At 77.1% G+C, this 16794-nt stretch carries 17 protein-coding genes; 11 read left to right on the forward strand and 6 right to left on the reverse strand.

The features are described from left to right. Nucleotides 1–24: 24 nt before the first annotated feature. From ABT238_RS28860 to ABT238_RS28870, 3 genes are all read left to right on the forward strand, one after another. Nucleotides 25–1071: a phosphotransferase family protein gene (locus tag ABT238_RS28860; protein WP_350566616.1), complete on the forward strand. Its 1047-nt coding sequence runs from the start codon at nt 25–27 to the stop codon at nt 1069–1071. Nucleotides 1072–1074: 3 nt separating this feature from the next. Then, nucleotides 1075–2286 carry an acyl-CoA dehydrogenase family protein gene (locus ABT238_RS28865; RefSeq protein ID WP_350798795.1) on the forward strand — a complete coding sequence of 404 codons (1212 nt, stop codon included), beginning with the start codon at nt 1075–1077 and terminating at the stop codon, nt 2284–2286. A 177-nt stretch (nt 2287–2463) separates the two neighbouring features. Further along, entirely contained in the window at nt 2464–3780 is a 1317-nt protein-coding gene (locus ABT238_RS28870) for an alpha/beta hydrolase family protein (protein ID WP_350798804.1), read from the forward strand. Nucleotides 3781–3799: 19 nt separating this feature from the next. Here the strand turns inward: ABT238_RS28870 and ABT238_RS28875 are convergent, their stop codons facing one another. Further along, nucleotides 3800–4228: a winged helix-turn-helix transcriptional regulator gene (locus tag ABT238_RS28875; RefSeq protein WP_350566622.1), complete on the reverse strand. Its 429-nt coding sequence runs from the start codon at nt 4226–4228 to the stop codon at nt 3800–3802. A gap of 126 nt (nt 4229–4354) precedes the next feature. On the opposite strand from ABT238_RS28875, the gene ABT238_RS28880 reads away from it, so the two are divergent. After that, nucleotides 4355–5221, forward strand: a complete 867-nt coding sequence (locus ABT238_RS28880) for an NAD(P)H-binding protein (RefSeq protein WP_350566624.1) — start codon at nt 4355–4357, stop codon at nt 5219–5221. Between the two features lie 84 nt (nt 5222–5305). Here ABT238_RS28880 and ABT238_RS28885 read toward each other — a convergent pair whose 3' ends face one another. Further along, complete coding sequence (locus ABT238_RS28885) at nt 5306–6064, reverse strand: SDR family oxidoreductase (protein WP_350798818.1); 759 nt, start codon at nt 6062–6064, stop codon at nt 5306–5308. A gap of 154 nt (nt 6065–6218) precedes the next feature. Here ABT238_RS28885 and ABT238_RS28890 point away from each other — a divergent pair, with 154 nt between their 5' ends. Further along, nucleotides 6219–6875: a TetR/AcrR family transcriptional regulator gene (locus ABT238_RS28890; RefSeq protein WP_350798830.1), complete on the forward strand. Its 657-nt coding sequence runs from the start codon at nt 6219–6221 to the stop codon at nt 6873–6875. On the opposite strand, the gene ABT238_RS28895 is transcribed toward ABT238_RS28890, so the two are convergent. Further along, nucleotides 6862–7719 carry a class I SAM-dependent methyltransferase gene (locus ABT238_RS28895; RefSeq protein WP_350798836.1) on the reverse strand — a complete coding sequence of 286 codons (858 nt, stop codon included), beginning with the start codon at nt 7717–7719 and terminating at the stop codon, nt 6862–6864. The two genes, ABT238_RS28890 and ABT238_RS28895, sit on opposite strands and share 14 nt — an antisense overlap. Before the next feature lie 123 nt (nt 7720–7842). After that, complete coding sequence (locus tag ABT238_RS28900) at nt 7843–8175, reverse strand: ArsR/SmtB family transcription factor (protein ID WP_350798843.1); 333 nt, start codon at nt 8173–8175, stop codon at nt 7843–7845. A 137-nt stretch (nt 8176–8312) separates the two neighbouring features. Here ABT238_RS28900 and ABT238_RS28905 point away from each other — a divergent pair, with 137 nt between their 5' ends. Further along, the gene (locus ABT238_RS28905; protein ID WP_350798859.1) at nt 8313–9515 is read left to right on the forward strand and encodes an MFS transporter; all 1203 of its coding nucleotides are present in this window, start codon (nt 8313–8315) and stop codon (nt 9513–9515) included. 93 nt (nt 9516–9608) lie between these two features. Here the strand turns inward: ABT238_RS28905 and ABT238_RS28910 are convergent, their stop codons facing one another. Beyond that, nucleotides 9609–10259 carry a ScbR family autoregulator-binding transcription factor gene (locus tag ABT238_RS28910; protein WP_350798874.1) on the reverse strand — a complete coding sequence of 217 codons (651 nt, stop codon included), beginning with the start codon at nt 10257–10259 and terminating at the stop codon, nt 9609–9611. Nucleotides 10260–10455: 196 nt separating this feature from the next. On the opposite strand from ABT238_RS28910, the gene ABT238_RS28915 reads away from it, so the two are divergent. The 4 genes from ABT238_RS28915 (at nt 10456) to ABT238_RS28930 (ending at nt 14097) form a co-directional block, all read left to right on the forward strand. Continuing rightward, nucleotides 10456–11517, forward strand: a complete 1062-nt coding sequence (locus tag ABT238_RS28915) for a ScbA/BarX family gamma-butyrolactone biosynthesis protein (protein ID WP_350798891.1) — start codon at nt 10456–10458, stop codon at nt 11515–11517. Next, a complete protein-coding gene (locus tag ABT238_RS28920; RefSeq protein WP_350566639.1) occupies nt 11514–12644 on the forward strand; it encodes an acyl-CoA dehydrogenase family protein in 1131 nt (376 codons plus the stop codon). Before ABT238_RS28915 ends, ABT238_RS28920 begins: the two co-directional genes overlap by 4 nt. Then, nucleotides 12641–13360, forward strand: coding sequence for an HAD family hydrolase (locus ABT238_RS28925; protein ID WP_350566641.1), 720 nt, complete (start codon nt 12641–12643; stop codon nt 13358–13360). The genes ABT238_RS28920 and ABT238_RS28925 overlap by 4 nt, the downstream gene beginning before the upstream one ends. 80 nt (nt 13361–13440) lie before the next feature. Beyond that, on the forward strand, nt 13441–14097 hold the full coding sequence (locus tag ABT238_RS28930; RefSeq protein ID WP_350798920.1) for a TetR family transcriptional regulator: 657 nt from the start codon (nt 13441–13443) through the stop codon (nt 14095–14097). A 109-nt stretch (nt 14098–14206) separates the two neighbouring features. Here ABT238_RS28930 and ABT238_RS28935 read toward each other — a convergent pair whose 3' ends face one another. Then, entirely contained in the window at nt 14207–15550 is a 1344-nt protein-coding gene (locus ABT238_RS28935; protein WP_350798930.1) for a BTAD domain-containing putative transcriptional regulator, read from the reverse strand. Nucleotides 15551–15711: 161 nt separating this feature from the next. Here ABT238_RS28935 and ABT238_RS28940 point away from each other — a divergent pair, with 161 nt between their 5' ends. Further along, nucleotides 15712–16701: a GNAT family N-acetyltransferase gene (locus tag ABT238_RS28940; protein WP_350798938.1), complete on the forward strand. Its 990-nt coding sequence runs from the start codon at nt 15712–15714 to the stop codon at nt 16699–16701. Nucleotides 16702–16794 lie beyond the last annotated feature (93 nt).

A 16794-nucleotide genomic window follows, 5' to 3' on the forward strand; every position in this document is an offset into this window, starting at 1 on the left:
CCGGCCGACGAACGGAGACTGCCCGTGCCCGAGACCACGCCGGAGCCGCCCGCCCCGCCCGGGCTGGACCTGGAGCGGCTGCGCGCCCACCTCGACCGCGAACGGCCCGGCACGGTCACCGGCCCGCTGCGCGCCGAGCTGATCGAGGGCGGCCGCTCCAACCTCAGCTACCGGCTCACCGACGGCGTCACCGTCTGGGTGCTGCGCCGGCCCCCGCTCGGGCACGTGCTCGCCACCGCGCACGACATGGGCCGCGAGTACCGGGTGATGACCGCGCTGCGCGACACCGGCGTGCCGGTGCCCGCCACCGTCCACCTCGACCCGGGGGCGGAGGTGCTCGGCGCGCCCTGGTACCTGATGGCGTACGTGCCCGGCACCGTGCACCGGGACGCCGCCGCCCTCGCCGCGCTCGGCGAGCGGCGGGTGCGCGGCATCGGCGAGGCCCTGGTGGACACCCTCGCCGACCTGCACCGGATCGACCCGGCGGCCGTCGGGCTCGCCGACTTCGGCCGGCCCGACGGCTACCTGGAGCGGCAACTGCGGCGCTGGTCGTCCCAGTTGGATGCCTCGCGCAGCCGCGAGCTGCCCGGCGCCGACCGGCTGCGCGAGCTGCTCGCCGCCGGCCGCCCGCACTCCCCGGCGCCCGCCCTGGTGCACGGCGACTACCGGCTGGACAACGTGCTGGTCGCCGAGCGGGACGGGCGGGACGCCGTCGCCGCCGTCCTGGACTGGGAGATGTCCACCCTCGGCGACCCGCTCACCGACGTCGGGCTGCTGGTGATGTACACCGAGCTGGCCGGCGTCGGCGGCGGCCTCATCCCCTCCGCCGCGACCGCCCCCGGCTTCCCGTCCAGCGCCGAACTGGTCGCCCGCTACGCCGGGTCGACCGGCCGGGAGGCCGCCGCGCTGGACTGGTACGTCGCCTTCGCCTGCTACAAGCTCGCCGTCGTCGCCGAGGGCATCCACTACCGCTACCGGCAGGGGCGCACCCTGGGAGCCGGCTTCGAGCGCGCGGGCACCATGGCACCCCTCCTCGTCGACCACGGCCTCACCACCCTGAAGGGACACTGACCGATGGACTTCGCCTACGACCGGCGCACCCTCGAACTGCGCGAGCGGCTCACGGAGTTCATGGACCGGCACGTCCACCCCGCCGAACCGGTGCTGGCCGCCCGGCTCGCCGACCCGCGCCGGCCCACCTGGGAGGTGCCGGCGGTGATCGCCGACCTGCGGGTGGAGGCGCGCAAGCAGGGGCTGTGGAACCTCTTCCTGCCCGGCGAGCACGGCGCCGGGCTGACCAACCTCCAGTACGCGCCGCTCGCCGAGATCACCGGCCGCAGCCCGCACCTCGCCCCGCCCGCCCTCAACTGCGCCGCCCCCGACACCGGGAACATGGAACTGCTCGCCGGGTTCGGCAGCCCCGAGCAGCGCGAGCGCTGGCTGGAACCGCTGCTCGACGCCCGGATCCGCTCCGCCTTCGCGATGACCGAGCCCGGCGTCGCCTCCTCGGACGCCGCCAACATCGCCACCCGGATCGAGCGCGACGGCGACGAGTACGTCGTCAACGGCCGCAAGTGGTACGTCAGCGGCGCGATGAACCCGGACTGCGCCGTCCTCATCGTGATGGGCATGACCGACCCGCAGGCCGAACCGCACCGCCGGCAGAGCATGATCCTGGTGCCGCGCGACACCCCCGGCGTGACGGTGCGGCGCGGCATGACCGTGTTCGGCTACGACGACGCCGACCACGGCGGCCACGCCGATATCACCTTCGAGGACGTCCGCGTCCCGGCCGACCACCTGATCGGCGAGGAGGGCTCCGGTTTCGCCATCGCCCAGGCCCGGCTCGGCCCGGGGCGCGTCCACCACTGCATGCGGCTGATCGGCATGGCCGAACGCGCGCTGGAGCTGACCTGCCGGCGGGTCCTCGACCGCACCGCCTTCGGCGCCCCGCTCGCCGAGCAGGGCGTGGTCCAGGACTGGATCGCCGAATCCCGGGTCCGCATCGAGCAGCTGAGGCTGCTGGTCCTCAAGACCGCCTGGCTGATGGACACCGTCGGCAACCGGGGCGCGCACACCGAGATCCAGGCCATCAAGATCGCCACCCCGCGCACCGTCGAGTGGATCCTGGACAAGGCCGTCCAGGCGCACGGCGCGGCCGGCGTCAGCCAGGACACCCCGCTCGCCGCGCTGTGGGCGGCCGCCCGGACGATCCGGCTGGCGGACGGGCCGGACGAGGTGCACAAGCGCTCGCTGGCCCGGCGGGAGCTGCGCCGTCACCGCTGACCCCCGGGCCGCACCCCCTCCCGGAGACCGACACCCCCGCCCGGGTCATACCCGGGTAGCACCCGGAGGGTTGGCTCCGCGGTATGACGTCCGCCCACCGGCCCGGCCCGTACTGTCGCCGTACGGGCCGGCCGACGGGCGGCGGGCCCCCGCACGGGGACAGGGGAGCTGGGGAGCATGCGCGAACGGGGCCGGGGACAGGACGCCCGCAGTCAGTGGGGAGCGCGGGGCCTGCGCAGGGGCGTCGCCGTCGCCCTGGCGGCCACGACGGTGCTGGGCGCCGCCGGGACGGCGGCGCCCGCCTCGGCCGCCCCGGCCGTCGCCGAGCGCCGGGCCCGGGCCGCCCTCCCGCTGCCCACCGGGCCCTACGCGGTCGGCACCACCGACCTGCGCCTGGTCGACCCCGGCCGCGAGGACCCCTGGCGGCCGGGACGCGCCCGCGAACTGATGATCAGCCTCTGGTACCCGGCCAGCCGCCCCGCGTACGGCGACGAGCGCGCGCCCTACATGGTGCCGCGCGCCGCCCGGCACTTCGGCGGCCCGGACGGCGCCGCCGCCTTCAACTACGGCGCCGAGCCCGGCCGCACCGACTGGTCCGCGGTCCGCACCCACGCCCGCCCCGACGCCCCGCCGCTGCTCGGCGCCGGGCCGCGCCCGGTGGTGCTCTGGTCCGCCGGGCTCGGCGACCCCCGCACCTGGGGGACCGGCCTGGTCGAGGACCTCGCCTCGCGCGGCTACGTCGTGGTCACCGTCGACCACCCCTACGAGGCCTCCGAGGTGGCCTTCCCGGACGGGCGGCTGGCCACCTCGGTGTTCCCCGCGCTCGCCGCCCAACCCGGCCTGGACATCGGCGCGCTGCTGCGCAAGGCGCTGGCCGTCCGGGTCGCCGACATCCGCTTCGTCCTGGACGAGCTGGCCGCGCTGCGCACCGACGGCCGGCTCCCGGCGGCCCTGGCCGGCTCGCTGGACCTCGGCCGGATCGGCATGGCCGGCCAGTCCGCCGGCGGGTTCACCGCCGCCCAGGCGATGCACGACGACCCCCGGATCAAGGCCGGCGTCAACCTGGACGGCCAACTGCACTTCCCCGGCCCGGACGGCACCGGCGTGCACCTGGGCGGCGTCGCCGAGGACGGTCTGGACCGCCCGTTCCTGCTGATGGGCACCGAGAGCCCGGACTCCGGCCCCTACACCGGCCAGCCCGGCTGGGCCGCCTTCTGGCAGCACACCCGCGGCTGGAAGGCGGACGTCACCCTGCTCGGCTCGCGGCACGGCTCGTACACCGACGCGCAGGCGCTGCTGCCCCAGCTCGCCCGCCAGGGCGCGGTGCCGGCCGAGGCCGTGCGCGGCGACATCGGCGACGTCCGCCCGGAGCGGGCGGTGCTCGCCACCCGCGCGTACGTGGGCTCCTTCTTCGACCGCTGGCTGCGCGGCCACGACGACCACCTGCTCGACGGGCCCTCGCCGCGCTTCCCGGAGATGCGCTTCGAGGGCTGACAGCAGGGCTGACCGCCCGTCATCTCGCCAGCTCGGACTCCGGGTTGGCGGCGTCCCAGGCCCGGCGGGAGTCGACGATGGCGTCGTGGTGGCCGTAGGACCAGTCGGCCATCGCCCGCACCAGGTGGGTCAGGCTGTGCCCGAGCGCCGTCAGCTCGTACTCCACCTGCGGCGGGATCGTCGGGTGGACGGTGCGGGAGACCAGGCCGTCGCGCTCCAGCCGCCGCACCGTCAGGGTCAGCATCCGCTGCGAGATGCCCGGCACGGCGCGCTGCAGCTCGCGGAACCGCCGTACGCCCTGGGCGAGTTCGACCACCACCAGGACCGTCCAGCGGTCGCCGAGCCGGTTCAGCAGGTCACGGATCCCGCAGTCCACGCCGTCCTCGCACCAGACCACCGGGCGGTCGGTGCCGGCCGGGGTGGTTACCGCGGTGTGCCCCACTGACATCGAAGTGCCTCCTTACGACGGAGGCCCAGCGTATCCAGGATGGTCACCGGGCCGCCGGGCGGGGGCGCGGGGCCCGGCGGCGACCTCTCGCCCGCCACCGACCCGATACCGATCCTCGGAGGAACGATGCTTCTCGTCACGGGTGCCAACGGCGGCCTCGGCTCGCTGGTGCTGGAGCGGCTGGCCGCACGGCCCGGCGGCCCGGCGGGCGTGCTGGCCGGCAGCCGCACACCGGAGCGGGCGGCGCGGACCGGCGTCCCGGTGCGCACGGTCGACTTCGACCGGCCGCGGACCCTGGACACGGCCTTCGCGGGGGTGCGGACGCTGCTGCTGGTCTCGGCCGGCTACGGCGAGGACGACGTGGTGATCGCCCGGCACCGGGCGGCGATCGAGGCGGCCGAACGCGCCGGGGTCGGGCACGTCGTCTACACCAGCCTCTCCGGCGACGGCGACCACCTCGCCTACGCGCTGGCCCACCGCTGGACCGAGCGCCGGCTGCGCGAATCGGCCACGCTGCGCTGGACGGTCCTGCGCAACGGTCTCTACGCCGAACTCCTCGGCTTCCTGGCCCGCCCCGATGCCGAGGGCGTGATCACCGCCCCGCTCGGCGACGGCCGGCTGGCGGCGGTCGCCCGGGCGGACCTCGCCGAGGTCGCGGCGCGGGTGGCGCTGGCGCCGGACGGGCACGCGGGCCGGGTCTACGAGCTGGTCGGCGAGGAGGCGGTGGGCGGCGCGGACGTCGCCGCCGCGCTCACCCGCGGCACCGGCCGCCCGGTCGTGTACCGCCCGGGCACCCTCGCCGGGGCCCGGGCGGCGGTCGCGGCCTCGGGCGCCGAGGCCTTCCAGGTGCCGATGCTGGCGAGCACCTGCTCGGCGATCGCGCACGGCTTCCTGTCCGGCCCCGGCAAGCCCGGCGACCTCGCCGCGCTGCTCGGCCGCGCCCCGCGTCCGGCCCTCGACGTCATCGCGGCCGGCCCCGACGCGGCCCGGTGACCACCGTGCCCGGCCCGGCCGGCGGCGCGAACGGCCCGGCCGACGGTGCGGGCCCCGGCGCGGCCCGCGGCGGTGCGCCGCCGGTCACAGGCCGCCGGCGAGGGTCACGCCGCCGTCCACCACCACGGTCTGGCCGGTGATCCAGGCGGCGTCGGGGGAGAGCAGGAAGGCCACGGCGCCCGCGACGTCCTCGGGCACGCCGAGCCGTCCCAGCGGGTAGGCGGCGGCGACCTGCTCCTCGCGGCCCTCGTACAGCGCCTCGGCGAACCTCGTCTTCACCACGGCGGGGGCGACGGCGTTGACCCGGATGCCCTGCCCGCCCAGTTCGGCGGCGAGTTCGGCGGTGAGCCGGATCAGCGCGGCCTTGGAGACCCCGTACATGCCGATGCCGAGCGAGGCGCGGATCCCGGCCACCGAGGCGACGTTGACCACCGAGCCGCCGTGCTCGCCCATCCACGCGGCGTGCGCGCGGCGGGTCCAGGCCAGCGGGGCGAGCACGTTGACGGCGAGGATCTTGGCGGCGGCGGCCTCGTCGACGGTCAGCACCGGGCCGTGGACGGGGTTGATGCCGGTGTTGTTGACCAGGTGGTCGAGCCGGCCGAAGGCCTCCAGGGTGCGGGTGACGGCCTCCTCCTGGTGGGCCGGGTCGTCGGCGCGTCCGGCGACGCCGATGGCCACCTCCGGGCCGCCGAGGTCGCGGACCGCCTCGGCGAGCGGCTCGGGGGTCCGGGCGGTGAGGCAGACCTTCGCCCCCCGGGCGACCAGCTCGCGTGCGATGCCGAGGCCGATGCCCCGGCTCGATCCGGTGACGAGGGCCACCCGGCCCTTGAAGGAGTTCACCACGGGGGTCCTTTCGGCGTGGAGCGCGGCCGGCGGGGCCGCTGACCAAGCGCTTGCTCAGCATGGTGCGGGTGCGAGACCCTGTCAACAGCCCGGCGGCCCCGCGAGGCGAACGCCCGTACGGCTGCCCGGACCACCGATCTGCGAGGATGGCGCCATGACCAGCACGCCCATCGCCGACCTCTGGCCCACCCTGCCCGGCGGCGCCGACGCCCGCCCGGAGGCGGCGTACCGGCTGCTCCAGGCCGCCGTGGAGTCCTTCGCCGAGCGCGGCTTCCACGCCACCACCACCCGGGACATCGCCACCGGCGCCGGGATGAGCCCGGCCGCGCTGTACATCCACTACCCGTCCAAGGCGGCCCTGCTGGCCGAGATCAGCCGGGTCGGGCACGCCGCGACGCTGGAACTGGTCCGCGCGGCGGCGGCCGGCGAGGGCGGCCCGGTGGCGCGGATGCGGCGCCTGGTCGAGGAGTTCACCGTCTGGCACGCCCGGGCGCGGACGGTCGGCCGGGTGGTCAACTACGAGTTGCACGCGCTCCCGCCGGACGCCTACGCGGTGGTCTTGGCGCTGCGGCTGGACATCGAGCGCGAGGTCGGCACGCTGATCGAGGAGGGCCGGGCGGCCGGGGACTTCGAGGTCGCCGAGGTCCGCACGGCCGCCCGCGCGGTCACTTCGCTGGGCATCGACGTGTCCCGCTGGTACACCGAGCGCAGCAGCGAGACGCCGGAGGAACTCGGCCGCCGATACGGCGAGTTGGTGCTCCGGATGCTGGGCGCCGCGCGCTGGTCTCCCGGGCTCGTCAGCCGTCCTTGACGGCGGTGTGCACCAGCCAGGCGACGTGGTGGCGCAGCTCGTACATCTCCACGGTGGACCGCAGCCCCAGCCACTGCTCGGTGGCGCCGAAGCGCCGCAGCACCGCGTACGGCAGCCGGAAGTAGGCGTACAGCGCCTCGGTGGTCGGCAGGTAGTAGCGGGTGGCGTCCAGTTCCTCCTCCAGCCGGAACCCGGCGCCGGTGACCAGGGCGCCGAGCGTGCGACTGGTGTAGTGCCGGGCGCCGGGCAGCACCATCGCGTCCAGGAAGGGCTCCAGCAGCGCCCGCTGGCGGGCGGGCATCTCGGCGCGCGGGACGGCGGCCGGGCCGAGCAGCACCAGCCGCCCGCCCGGGCGCAGCAGGCGGTGGAACTCGGCCAGCGCGCGGGCGGGGTCGTGGGCGTGGCAGAGCGTCTCCATCGCGTAGACGCCGTCGAACGAGCCGTCCGGGTACACCAGGTCGTGGAAGTCGCCCCAGGCGAAGGCGGTGCGGTCCTCCAGGGCGGTCCGGGCGCTGAGCCGGCGCGCCTCGCGGACGTGGAAGTCCATCAGGTCGACGCCGGTGACCCGCAGGCCGAAGTCGGCGGCGAGCCGCCGGGCGACCACACCCGAGCCGCAGCCGGCGTCCAGGACCAGGGAGCCGGGAGGCAGGGCCAGCTTGCGGCCGAGCACGGCCTCCAGCCGGCGCTGCGCGCGCCAGCAGTGCCACTTGGACTGGCCGGGCTCGGTCCAGCCCCAGTGCCGGGCGCGGCGGCAGACCAGGGTGTAGAAGAGCCGGTGGCCGGGGGTGCCGTAGACGCGTCGCAGCCCGCCGAGATCGAGCCCGCCGCCGACGTCTTCGACCATCGCACCCGCCCGGCCTTCCGCTGATCGGCGCCTCGCCGTCCCGGTCACGCTACCGAGCGGCCGGGTGCGGCGCCGGTCCGGTACGCCCGGACGGGCGGCGGCGGAGGGCCAGGCCCCCCGGTGTCAGCCGGACCGGGACCGGGTGGCGGCGAGCAGGGCGTCCAGCAGGCCGGGGAAGCGGGCGTCGAGGTCGGCGCGGCGCAGCGAGACGTACCGGTTGCGCCCGGCGACCCGGGTGGTGGTGACGCCGGCCTCGCGGAGCACCCGCATGTGGTGCGAGACGGTCGACTTGTGGAGGTGTTCGAGGCCGAGGTGGCGCGGGTCGCAGGAGTGCTCCGCGCCGTCCGCGTAGCTGGTCAGCAGGCGCAGCCGGACCGGGTCGCCGAGCGCGTGCAGCACCGTGACCAGGTCGATCTCGGCGGGGGCGGGCTGGGGCAGCCGCTCGTCGTCGGTCATGGCCGGCGGCCTCCTCGGGGTCGGGCGCGGGGTGCGGCGCGCGGGCGGGACGGTTTGACAATCATCCACCAATCCGTACTGTTTGGCGAGCATCAAACTGTTGCATTGACATCCAACAATGATCGTGGGGGATCGACGTGCCCGTCCGCCTGCTCCTGCTCGCCCTCGGCACCTTCGCCGTCGGCACCGACACCATGGTCACCGCCGGCATCCTCGGCACGGTCGCCGACGACCTCGGGGTCTCGGTCGCCGCCGCCGGCCAGCTGGTGACCGTCTTCGCCCTCGGCTACGCGCTGCTCGCCCCACCGCTCGCCGCCCTCACCGCCCGCTGGCCGCGCCGGCGGCTGCTGCTCACCGCGCTCACCGTCTTCGGCGCCGCCAACGCGCTCAGCGCGCTCGCCCCCTCGTACGGGACGCTGCTGGCCACCCGGGTGCTGGCCGCCGCCGGGGCCGCGCTCTACACCCCGACCGCCAACGCGGTCGCCACCACGCTGGTCGCCCCCGAGCGGCGCGGCCGGGCGCTGGCCACCGTGCTCGGCGGCATGACGGTCGCCACCGCGCTCGGCGTGCCGCTCGGCACCTGGGTCGGGCGCAGTGACTGGCGGCTGACGATGTGGCTGGTCACGGCGCTGAGCGCGGTCGCCCTGGCCGGTCTGGCGCTGCTGCTGCGCGAGCTGCCGGTGCCCGCCGCCGCGCCCGGGCTGCGGGACCGGCTGGCGCCGCTGAGCGACCGGCGGGTGCTCGGCGCGGCCTTCACCACCCTGGTGTTCTTCCTGGCCTTCCAGTCCGTCTACATCTACCTGGCCACCGCCGTCGCCCCGGCCACCGGGGGACGGGCGGACCGGCTGAGCCTGGTCCTGCTCGTCTCGGGCCTCGCCTCGGTGGCGGGCAGCTGGCTGGGCGGGCGGCTGGTGGACCGGGCCGGTGTCCGGCGGGTGCTGCTGGTCGGCAGCGCGGTGGCGGCGGCCGCGTTCGCCGCGCTGCCCTGGGCGGGGCGCTCGATGCCCGGTGCGCTCGCCTACGCCGTGGTCACCCCGCTGGCCGGGTGGGCCGTCTCGGTCGCGCTGCCGCACCGGCTGGCCTCGCTGGACCCGGCCAACGCCCAGGTGCTGATCTCGCTCAACAGCAGCGCCCTCTACCTGGGCACGGCGGCGGGCGGCGCGGCCGGCAGCGCGGCGATCGCGCTGGTCGGCGGGCGCTGGTTCCCGCTCGCGGCGACGGTGCTCGCCCTGCTGGCCGCCGCCACGGCCTGGGTCACCACCCGGGGCGCCGCGCCCGTCCGGGCCGCCGGGGCGGCGGCTCCCGCCGGGGAGCGGGCGCCGGCGCCGGCGGCGGGGTAGCGGCGGTGGACGGGCGGGCCCGCGGGTGTGCCCGGCGGGCCCGCCCTGCTGTTCCGGCGCGTGCCGGGACGGGCGCCGGCCGGTGCGTGCCGGTCAGCGCGTGCCGATCGACCGGAACAGCAACTCGGCCGTCTCCGACCAGCGTTCGACGACGTCCGTCCGCTCGTGCAGGACGTCCGAGATGTGCTGGGTGCCGAAGAACGCGGCCACCAGCGACCGGGCCGCCGCCTGCGGGGAGACCCCGGGGCGCAGCTCGCCCGCCGCCGCGGCGCGCTCCAGCAGGCCGGCCAGCAGCCGGGTCCAGTCGACGTACGGCGTCGGCAGCTCGGCGTCGATCTGCGGCCGCTCGATCTGCAGCCGGGCGCCCGCCTGGACGACGATGTCGTCCCGGAAGGCGGCCGCGGCGCCCGCGAGCAGGCGCGCCACCGTCTCAAGCGGCCCGTGCCCCTCGGCGGTCACGTCCGCCAGCAGCTCGGGCCAGCGCGCGTAGTGCTGCTCCACCACGGCCACCGCCAGGGTCTCCTTGGTGGGGTAGTGGAAGTAGACCGCGCCCTTGGTCATCTCCACCCGGTCCGCCACGTCCTTCATCGAGGTGTGGCGGAAGCCCCGGGCCGCGAACAGCTCGGCGGCCGCGGTGAGCACCAGCAGCTTGGTGCGGGCCGCCCGGTCCTGCTTGGGATCGGGGCCCCGCCGGGTGATGATGGGCCGCACCCGGAACGGGGCGGCCTGATCGGGCTCGGGCATGATCGGCTCCTAGGTCAACTCGACGGCAGACAAGGCGATTTGGACACGCTGGCGGGAATCTTCGCCTCGACGGTAAACCTTCCAGAAGGTATGTTCCTGAGCTGTCGCACCGGTCGGGGCACCGCAATGTAGCGGGCCCGCTGCGGCCTCCGCGACCGTGGGGGAGGAAGAATTCATGAATGTTCTGTCATCATTTGTGTCCGCGCAGCACCGTCCACCGCTCCGCGCGGGGTGGCGCGGCCTGCGCTTCGACCGGCACTTACCGCGCGAGGCGGTGCACAAGGCGGCGGACGCCGAGGTACTGCTGACCGACTCGGCGCGGCTGGGGGAGGAGCGGTTCGCCGTCGCGGCGCTCTGGGACCGCGACCACCACCTCGGCCACCGGGACGCCCCGGCCGCCGACCCGCTGCTGCTCGCCGAGACGGTCCGTCAGAGCGCGATCCACCTGGCCCACCGCTTCCACGGCAGCACCTACGGGCACCCCTTCGTCCTGAACGGCCTCGCCGTCGAACTCGACCGGCCGCTGCCGCCGGCCGGCCCGGACGGGCTGGACGTCGGCCTCGACCTGGACTGCCGGGCCCTCGCCGCCCGGCGGCCCTCGCCCGGCCGCGAACGCTTCCTCCTGGAGGGCGTCGCCTGGGCCGGGCAGCGGCCGGTGGGCCGGGTCCGGCTGGGCTGGGAGGTGCTGGCGCCCGAGCGCTACGCGGTGCTCCGGCGGCGCTCCGCCGCGGGCGCCGGTGACCCGGAGCCGCAGCCGCCCGCCCTGCTGCCGCCGGACACCGCCCGGGCGGGGCAGGCGCGGGACGTACTGCTCGCGGCCGACCCGGAGCGCGCCGACCGGTGGTGGCTGCGGCCCTTCGAGCACCACCCGGTCCTCTACGACCACGCCGTGGACCACGTGCCCGGCATGGTGCTGCTGGAGGCCTTCCGCCAGGCCGCCGCCCTGACCGCCCTGACCGCCCTGGCCGGCGGCGGTCGCGCGGCCGGGGACGGGGCGGCGGACCGTCAACCGCGCACCCTGCACGTCGACTTCCTCGCCTTCGGGGAGCCGGGCTCCCCGATCGCCGTGCTCGCCGAGCCCGACCCCGTCCCCGCTCCCGGCCCCGCTCCCGGCCCCGTCCCCGGCTTCGCTCCCGGCGCGGAGGGCACCGTACGGCTGCGCGCCGTCCAGGACGGCCGCCCGATCGCCGAGGCCCGGCTGCGCTGCGCGGCCGGCCCCGTCCCCGGCTTCGCTCCCGGCGCGGAGGCGGGACGGTGAGCCACGAGGACCTCGCGCACCCCGCCGGGCCCGCCGGCCTCACCGGCCGCGCCGCCGAACTCGCCCACCTCGCCCGGCGGGACGCCCCGCGGGCGGAGGCCGGACGGCGGCTCACCGAGGAGGTCGCCGCCGGGATCCGGCGCGCGCACTTCCCCCGCCACTTCGTGCCCAGCCGCTGGGGCGGCACCGCCGGGGAGTTCGGCGACCTCGTGACCGCGGTGGCCGCGCTCGCCGAGTCCTGCGCGGGCGCCGCCTGGTGCGCCGCGCTGTACGCCTCGCACGGGCGGCTGGCCGCCTACCTCCCGCCCGAGGGGCAGCGCGACCTCTGGGGCGACGGACCGGACGCGCGGATCGCGGCCTCGGTGATCCCGCCCCAGGGCCGGGCCGAACGCCGGGGCGACGGCTGGCAGGTGGACGGCCTCTGGCGGCTGGCGAGCGGCGCCGACCACGCCGAGTGGATCCTGCTGGCCGCCTGGACGGGGAGCGAGGACGCCCGGGAGCACCGCGTCCTCGCCGTGCCCCGGGCCGACCTGACGGTCCTGGACACCTGGCACTCCGCGGGCCTGCGCGCCAGCGGCAGCACCTCGGTGAGCGCCACGGCGGTCCACGTGCCCGGCCACCGCACGCTCGTCCTGGACACCCTGCTCGCCCCGCAGGAGGGCGGCGCCCGCTGCCACCGCGTGCCCTACCCGATGGTCGCCGCGCTGGTCTTCGCCGCCCCGCTGCTCGGCATCGCCCGCGCCGCGCTGCGGGAGTGGACCGCCGGGGCCCGCCGCGCAGCCGTCCCGCACCCGGCCGCGCACACCGTGCTGGCCGGGGCGTCCGCCAAGGTCCGGATGGCCGGGCTGCTGCTGGACGGCGCCGCCGGCCGGGCCGACCGGGGCGAGGTGACCGCCCTGGCGGTGGCCGAGAACCGGCGCGACGCCACGACGGCCGCCGCGCTCTGCCGGGAGGCGGTGGACGCGCTGTTCCTCGCGTCCGGCGTCGGCGCGCAGGACCCGGCCTCGGTGCTCCAGCGGGCCTGGCGGGACGCGGCGGCGATCGCGGCCCACCGCACCCTGGACGCCGACGCGGCGGCGCGCGGCTACCTGGACGCGGTGCTCGCGGCGCGGGGCGGGCCGGGGTGAGCGGCCCCGGACCGGCCCCGGTCGCCTTCTTCGACGTGGACGAGACGCTGCTCGCGGTCAAGGGGATGGCCGCCTTCCGCGAGCACTGGGACGCCTCCCGGGCACATGCCCGGACCTCCGAGCGCCCCGCGGACCTCGACTACACGGCGCCCGGCGTCCCGCGGGAGGAGCTGAACCGGCGCTACTACCGGGGCTTCGCCGGCGTGCCCGCCGCCGCGCTGCGCCCGGCGGTACGCGCCTGGTACGCCGACTACCGCCGGGGCCCGCAGGCCTTCGTCGCCCCCGCCCTCGCCGCGCTCGCCCGCCACCGGGCCCTCGGGCACGCGGTGGTGCTGGTGTCCGGCTCACTGCGCCCGCTGCTGGAGGCGGTCGCCGAGGACCTCGGGGCGGACGAGGTCCGGTGCACCGAGCAGTCGGTGTCGCCCGGCGGTCTGCTCACCGGGGAGGTGGACCGTCCGATGATCGGCCCGGCCAAGGCCGAGGCGGTCGCCTCGGTGCTGCGCGGCCGGGGTGCCCGGGCGGCCGACTGCTTCGCCTACGGCGACCACGGAAGCGACCTCGCGATGCTGCGCGCCGTCGGCCACCCGGTGGTGGTCAACGGCTCGCCCGACCTGCTCGCCGAGGCCGCCCGGGTCGGCTGGGCGGTGCTCGGCGGACGGCGCGGCCCCCGGAACGCGGGTGCGGTGACGGCCGGTCACCGATCGGATCCCGTCTGATGCGGGAAGGCCCTGCGGGAACGGGCCCCGCGCTGAGAACATTCGTTCAGAAAGGTATGTTCTTCCCCCAGGGAGGGCGCATGACGAAGCAGGAACGGGCCCGGCGGACGAGGGAGAAGGTGCTCGACGCCGCGGCCGAGGAGTTCTCCGCCCAGGGCTACAGCCGGGCCACCCTCAACGCGGTGGCGCAGCGGACGGGCATGACCAAGGGGGCGCTGTACGGGCACTTCGCCTCCAAACGCGCGCTCGCCGGTGCGCTGATGTCGCAGTCGCAGCGGGTCTGGGAGGAGATGCGGCTGGCCCGCGACGTCCCGGGCGCCGAGGCGTCCGCCGTGCTGGAGGGGCTGGTCCTGGACCTCGCCCACCGGCTGAAGGAGGACGTCCGGCTGCGGGCGGCGCTCCGCCTGGCCACCGACATCCCGGAGCCGGAGGAGGAACCGCACCCGGCGCGGCCGGCCCCGGACCCGTCGGCGCCGGACATCTTCGAGGAGGTGCAGCGCGGACTGGTCGCCCTGATCCGGCGGGCCCAGGGCGAGGGCAGCATGGCGCCCCGGCCGCCCGAGCTGGTCGCCCAGCTGCTGCTGGCCGTCCTGCACGGGGCCCCGCACGTCTCCTTCGGCCCGCCGGAGGGGGCCGGCCCGGCCGCGTACGACGCGGCCTGGCGGCTGCTGCTGGCGGCACTGACCGGGGCCGACCGAGGTGCACCGCTCGCCGCCGCCGGCACGCCGTCGGCGTGAGGCGCACCGGCGGCCGGGCCGCACCGGCGCGTCGTCCGGCCGCCGTCGTCCCGCCGCCGTCGCCCGACCCCGGTCGTCCGGCTTCCGCCGCCCGGCTCCTGCCGCCCGCTCAGGCGGGGGAGGGACCGGGCGGCCAGGGGTCGGTGCGGCCGGGCCGGGCGACGCGCCGCCAGGGCCAGCGGGCGGCGAGCCAGTGGTCGAGGGTGGTGGACAGCGCGCGGTCCAGGGCGGACCCGGGGCCGTCGCCGGTCCAGAAGAACAGGTCGGCCTCGTGCCGGGGGTCGCCGGGCGGATCGAGGTGGACGCACCCGAGCAGGCGCTCGTCGCCCGGTGACACCACCGCCAGCGCGAAGGACGTCCGCCGGGTGAACTCGTGCTGGTGCCAGGCGAGCTGGACGAGGTCCTGCTCCTCGGTGAGGTCCGGCGGCGGCCAGTTCCAGGCCCGGCCGAACTGCTCCCGGAGCTGCTCCCGGGAGGCGGTCACCAGCGCGTGGTCCTGCGCGAGGTCCCGGATGCCGATCGGGCGCAGCAGGAAACCCGGGCCCTCCAGCCGGTCGGGCACCTCGAAGCGGTGCGGGACGAACGGCGCCGGAGCGGCGACGGGCGACGCCGCGGGCTCCGGAGGCGGCGGCAACTCCCCGCGCAGGATGGCCCGGTGGACGGCGACGAGGCCGGCGCCCGGCTCGACGCCGAGTTCCTCCACCAGCCGGCGCCTGGTGCGGCCGTACAGCGCCAGCGCCTCGGCCTGCCGCCCGGCGCGGTACAGCGCGCGCATCAGCAGCGCCTGCGGACCCTCGTGCAGCGGGTGTTCGGCGGCCGCGCGCGACAGCCGGTCGACGGCCGCCGCCGGTCGCCCGCAGGCGAGTTCGGCCTCGGCCGCCGCCTCCACGGCGGCCAGCCGCAGGCCCTCCAGGCGGACGGCCTCCGCCCGGAGCCGGGGCACCTCGCACAGGTCCGCGAGGGCCGGCCCGCGCCACAGGCCGAGGGCCTCGACCAGCCGGGCGTGCGCGCCGTGCGCGTCGCCGTCCGCCAGCCGCGCGCGGCCCTCGGCCGTCAGCCGCTCGAACCGGAGGACGTCGACGGCCTCCTCGTCCGGGCCGTGGGCCGGGCCGAGGTCGAGCCGGTAGCCGCCGGCGGTACCGAGCAGCCGCGGCGCCGCGCCGGCCGTGCCCGGCGCGCCGGTGCCCCCGGGCGCGCCGGTGTCCCCCGACGTGTCGGCGAGGACGGCGCGCAGCCGGGAGACGTAGCTCTGCAGCGTGTTGACCGCGCTGGCGGGCTCCCGGCCGTCCCACACGCTCTCGACGAGGCCCGCCACCGGGACCGCCCTGCCGCGCGCCAGCAGCAGGGTGGCGAGCACCGTCCGCTGCCGCGTCCCGCCCAGCGGCAGCGCCCGCCCGCCGTGGTGCACCGCGAGGGGTCCGAGCACGCCGAACCGCCAATCCCGACCGGCCATCCGCCGCCCCTTCCGTCGTGCCGTCCCCCGTCGGCGGTGGTACGCGGCCGGAGGGTCCGGTGCAGCGTACGTGCCGGTTGCACGCGTTCTGCACGCCGGGTCCGGCAGGCTGCCGGGACGGCCCCGCGCCGGGAACGTCCCCGATCAGGAGAACCACCAGGATGACCACGACCAGCCTCCCGCCCGCCGGCCTCGCCCTGCGGCCCGCCACCCCCGACGACGCCCCGGCCGTCCGCGATCTGCTCAACAGGGTGGACCTGCTGGAGATCGGCCGGGCGGAGACCGAACTGCACGAGGTCCGGGCGGACCTGGAGCACCCGGGCACCGACCTGAGCCGGGACTCCTGGCTGCTCTTCGACGGGGAGGAACTGGTCGGCTACGGCCTCGTCCGGGACCGGTCCGGTGGCGAGCGGATCGACCTCGACCAGTACGTCCTGCCGCCCTACCAGGCGGAGGCGCTGCACCTGTTCGCGCTGATGGAGCACCGGGCGGCGGAGTGGGCGGCGGCCAACGGCGCCTCCCGGGCCGTCCTCCACCTGCTGCTGAACACCCGGCCCACGCTGGACACCCCGGCGATCCGCCGGCGCGGCTGGGAACGCGTGCGCCGTTACCACGTGATGGCGCGCCGGGTCGGCCCGCGGAGCGACCCCGCCCCCGTGCCGCCGCCGGGCGTCACCCTCCGGGACTGCCGTTCGGAGGAGGACCGCCGCACCGCTCACCGCCTGGAGGAGGAGGCCTTCGCCGGGCACTTCGACCACCACCCGCGCGGCTTCGAGCAGTGGTGGCGGGACATCGACGGCGCCCGCCTCGACTGGTCGCTGACCTGGATCGCCACCCTGGAAGGCGTCGGCGACGCGGCCGTGCTCCGTACCCGCGACGACCGCGCCGTCCACGGGTGGGCCGACCGCCTGGGCGTCCTGCCCGCCGCCCGGGGGCGGGGCGTCGGCGGACACCTGCTGCGTCACTTCTTCGCGCACTACGCCGCCCTGGGCCGCGACCGGGTCGCGCTCGGCGTCGACACCGCCAACGCCACCGGCGCGCTCGCCCTCTACGAGGCCCACGGGATGACGACGGACTTCGCCGTGGACACCTGGGAGCTGGTCCTGCCGGTCCCCGAAGTCCTCCCGGCACCGCCGGTGTTCGGGGCCTGAGCGCCGTTCCGCCGCCGGGGCGCGGTCGGCCCGGGCTGGCGCGGAATCGTTTCCGCGCCGGCCCGGGCCGGGGTGCGCAGCGGCGTTCGGGTC

It is taken from the genome of Kitasatospora sp. NPDC001527, from assembly GCF_040298605.1.
Taxonomy (GTDB): domain Bacteria; phylum Actinomycetota; class Actinomycetes; order Streptomycetales; family Streptomycetaceae; genus Kitasatospora.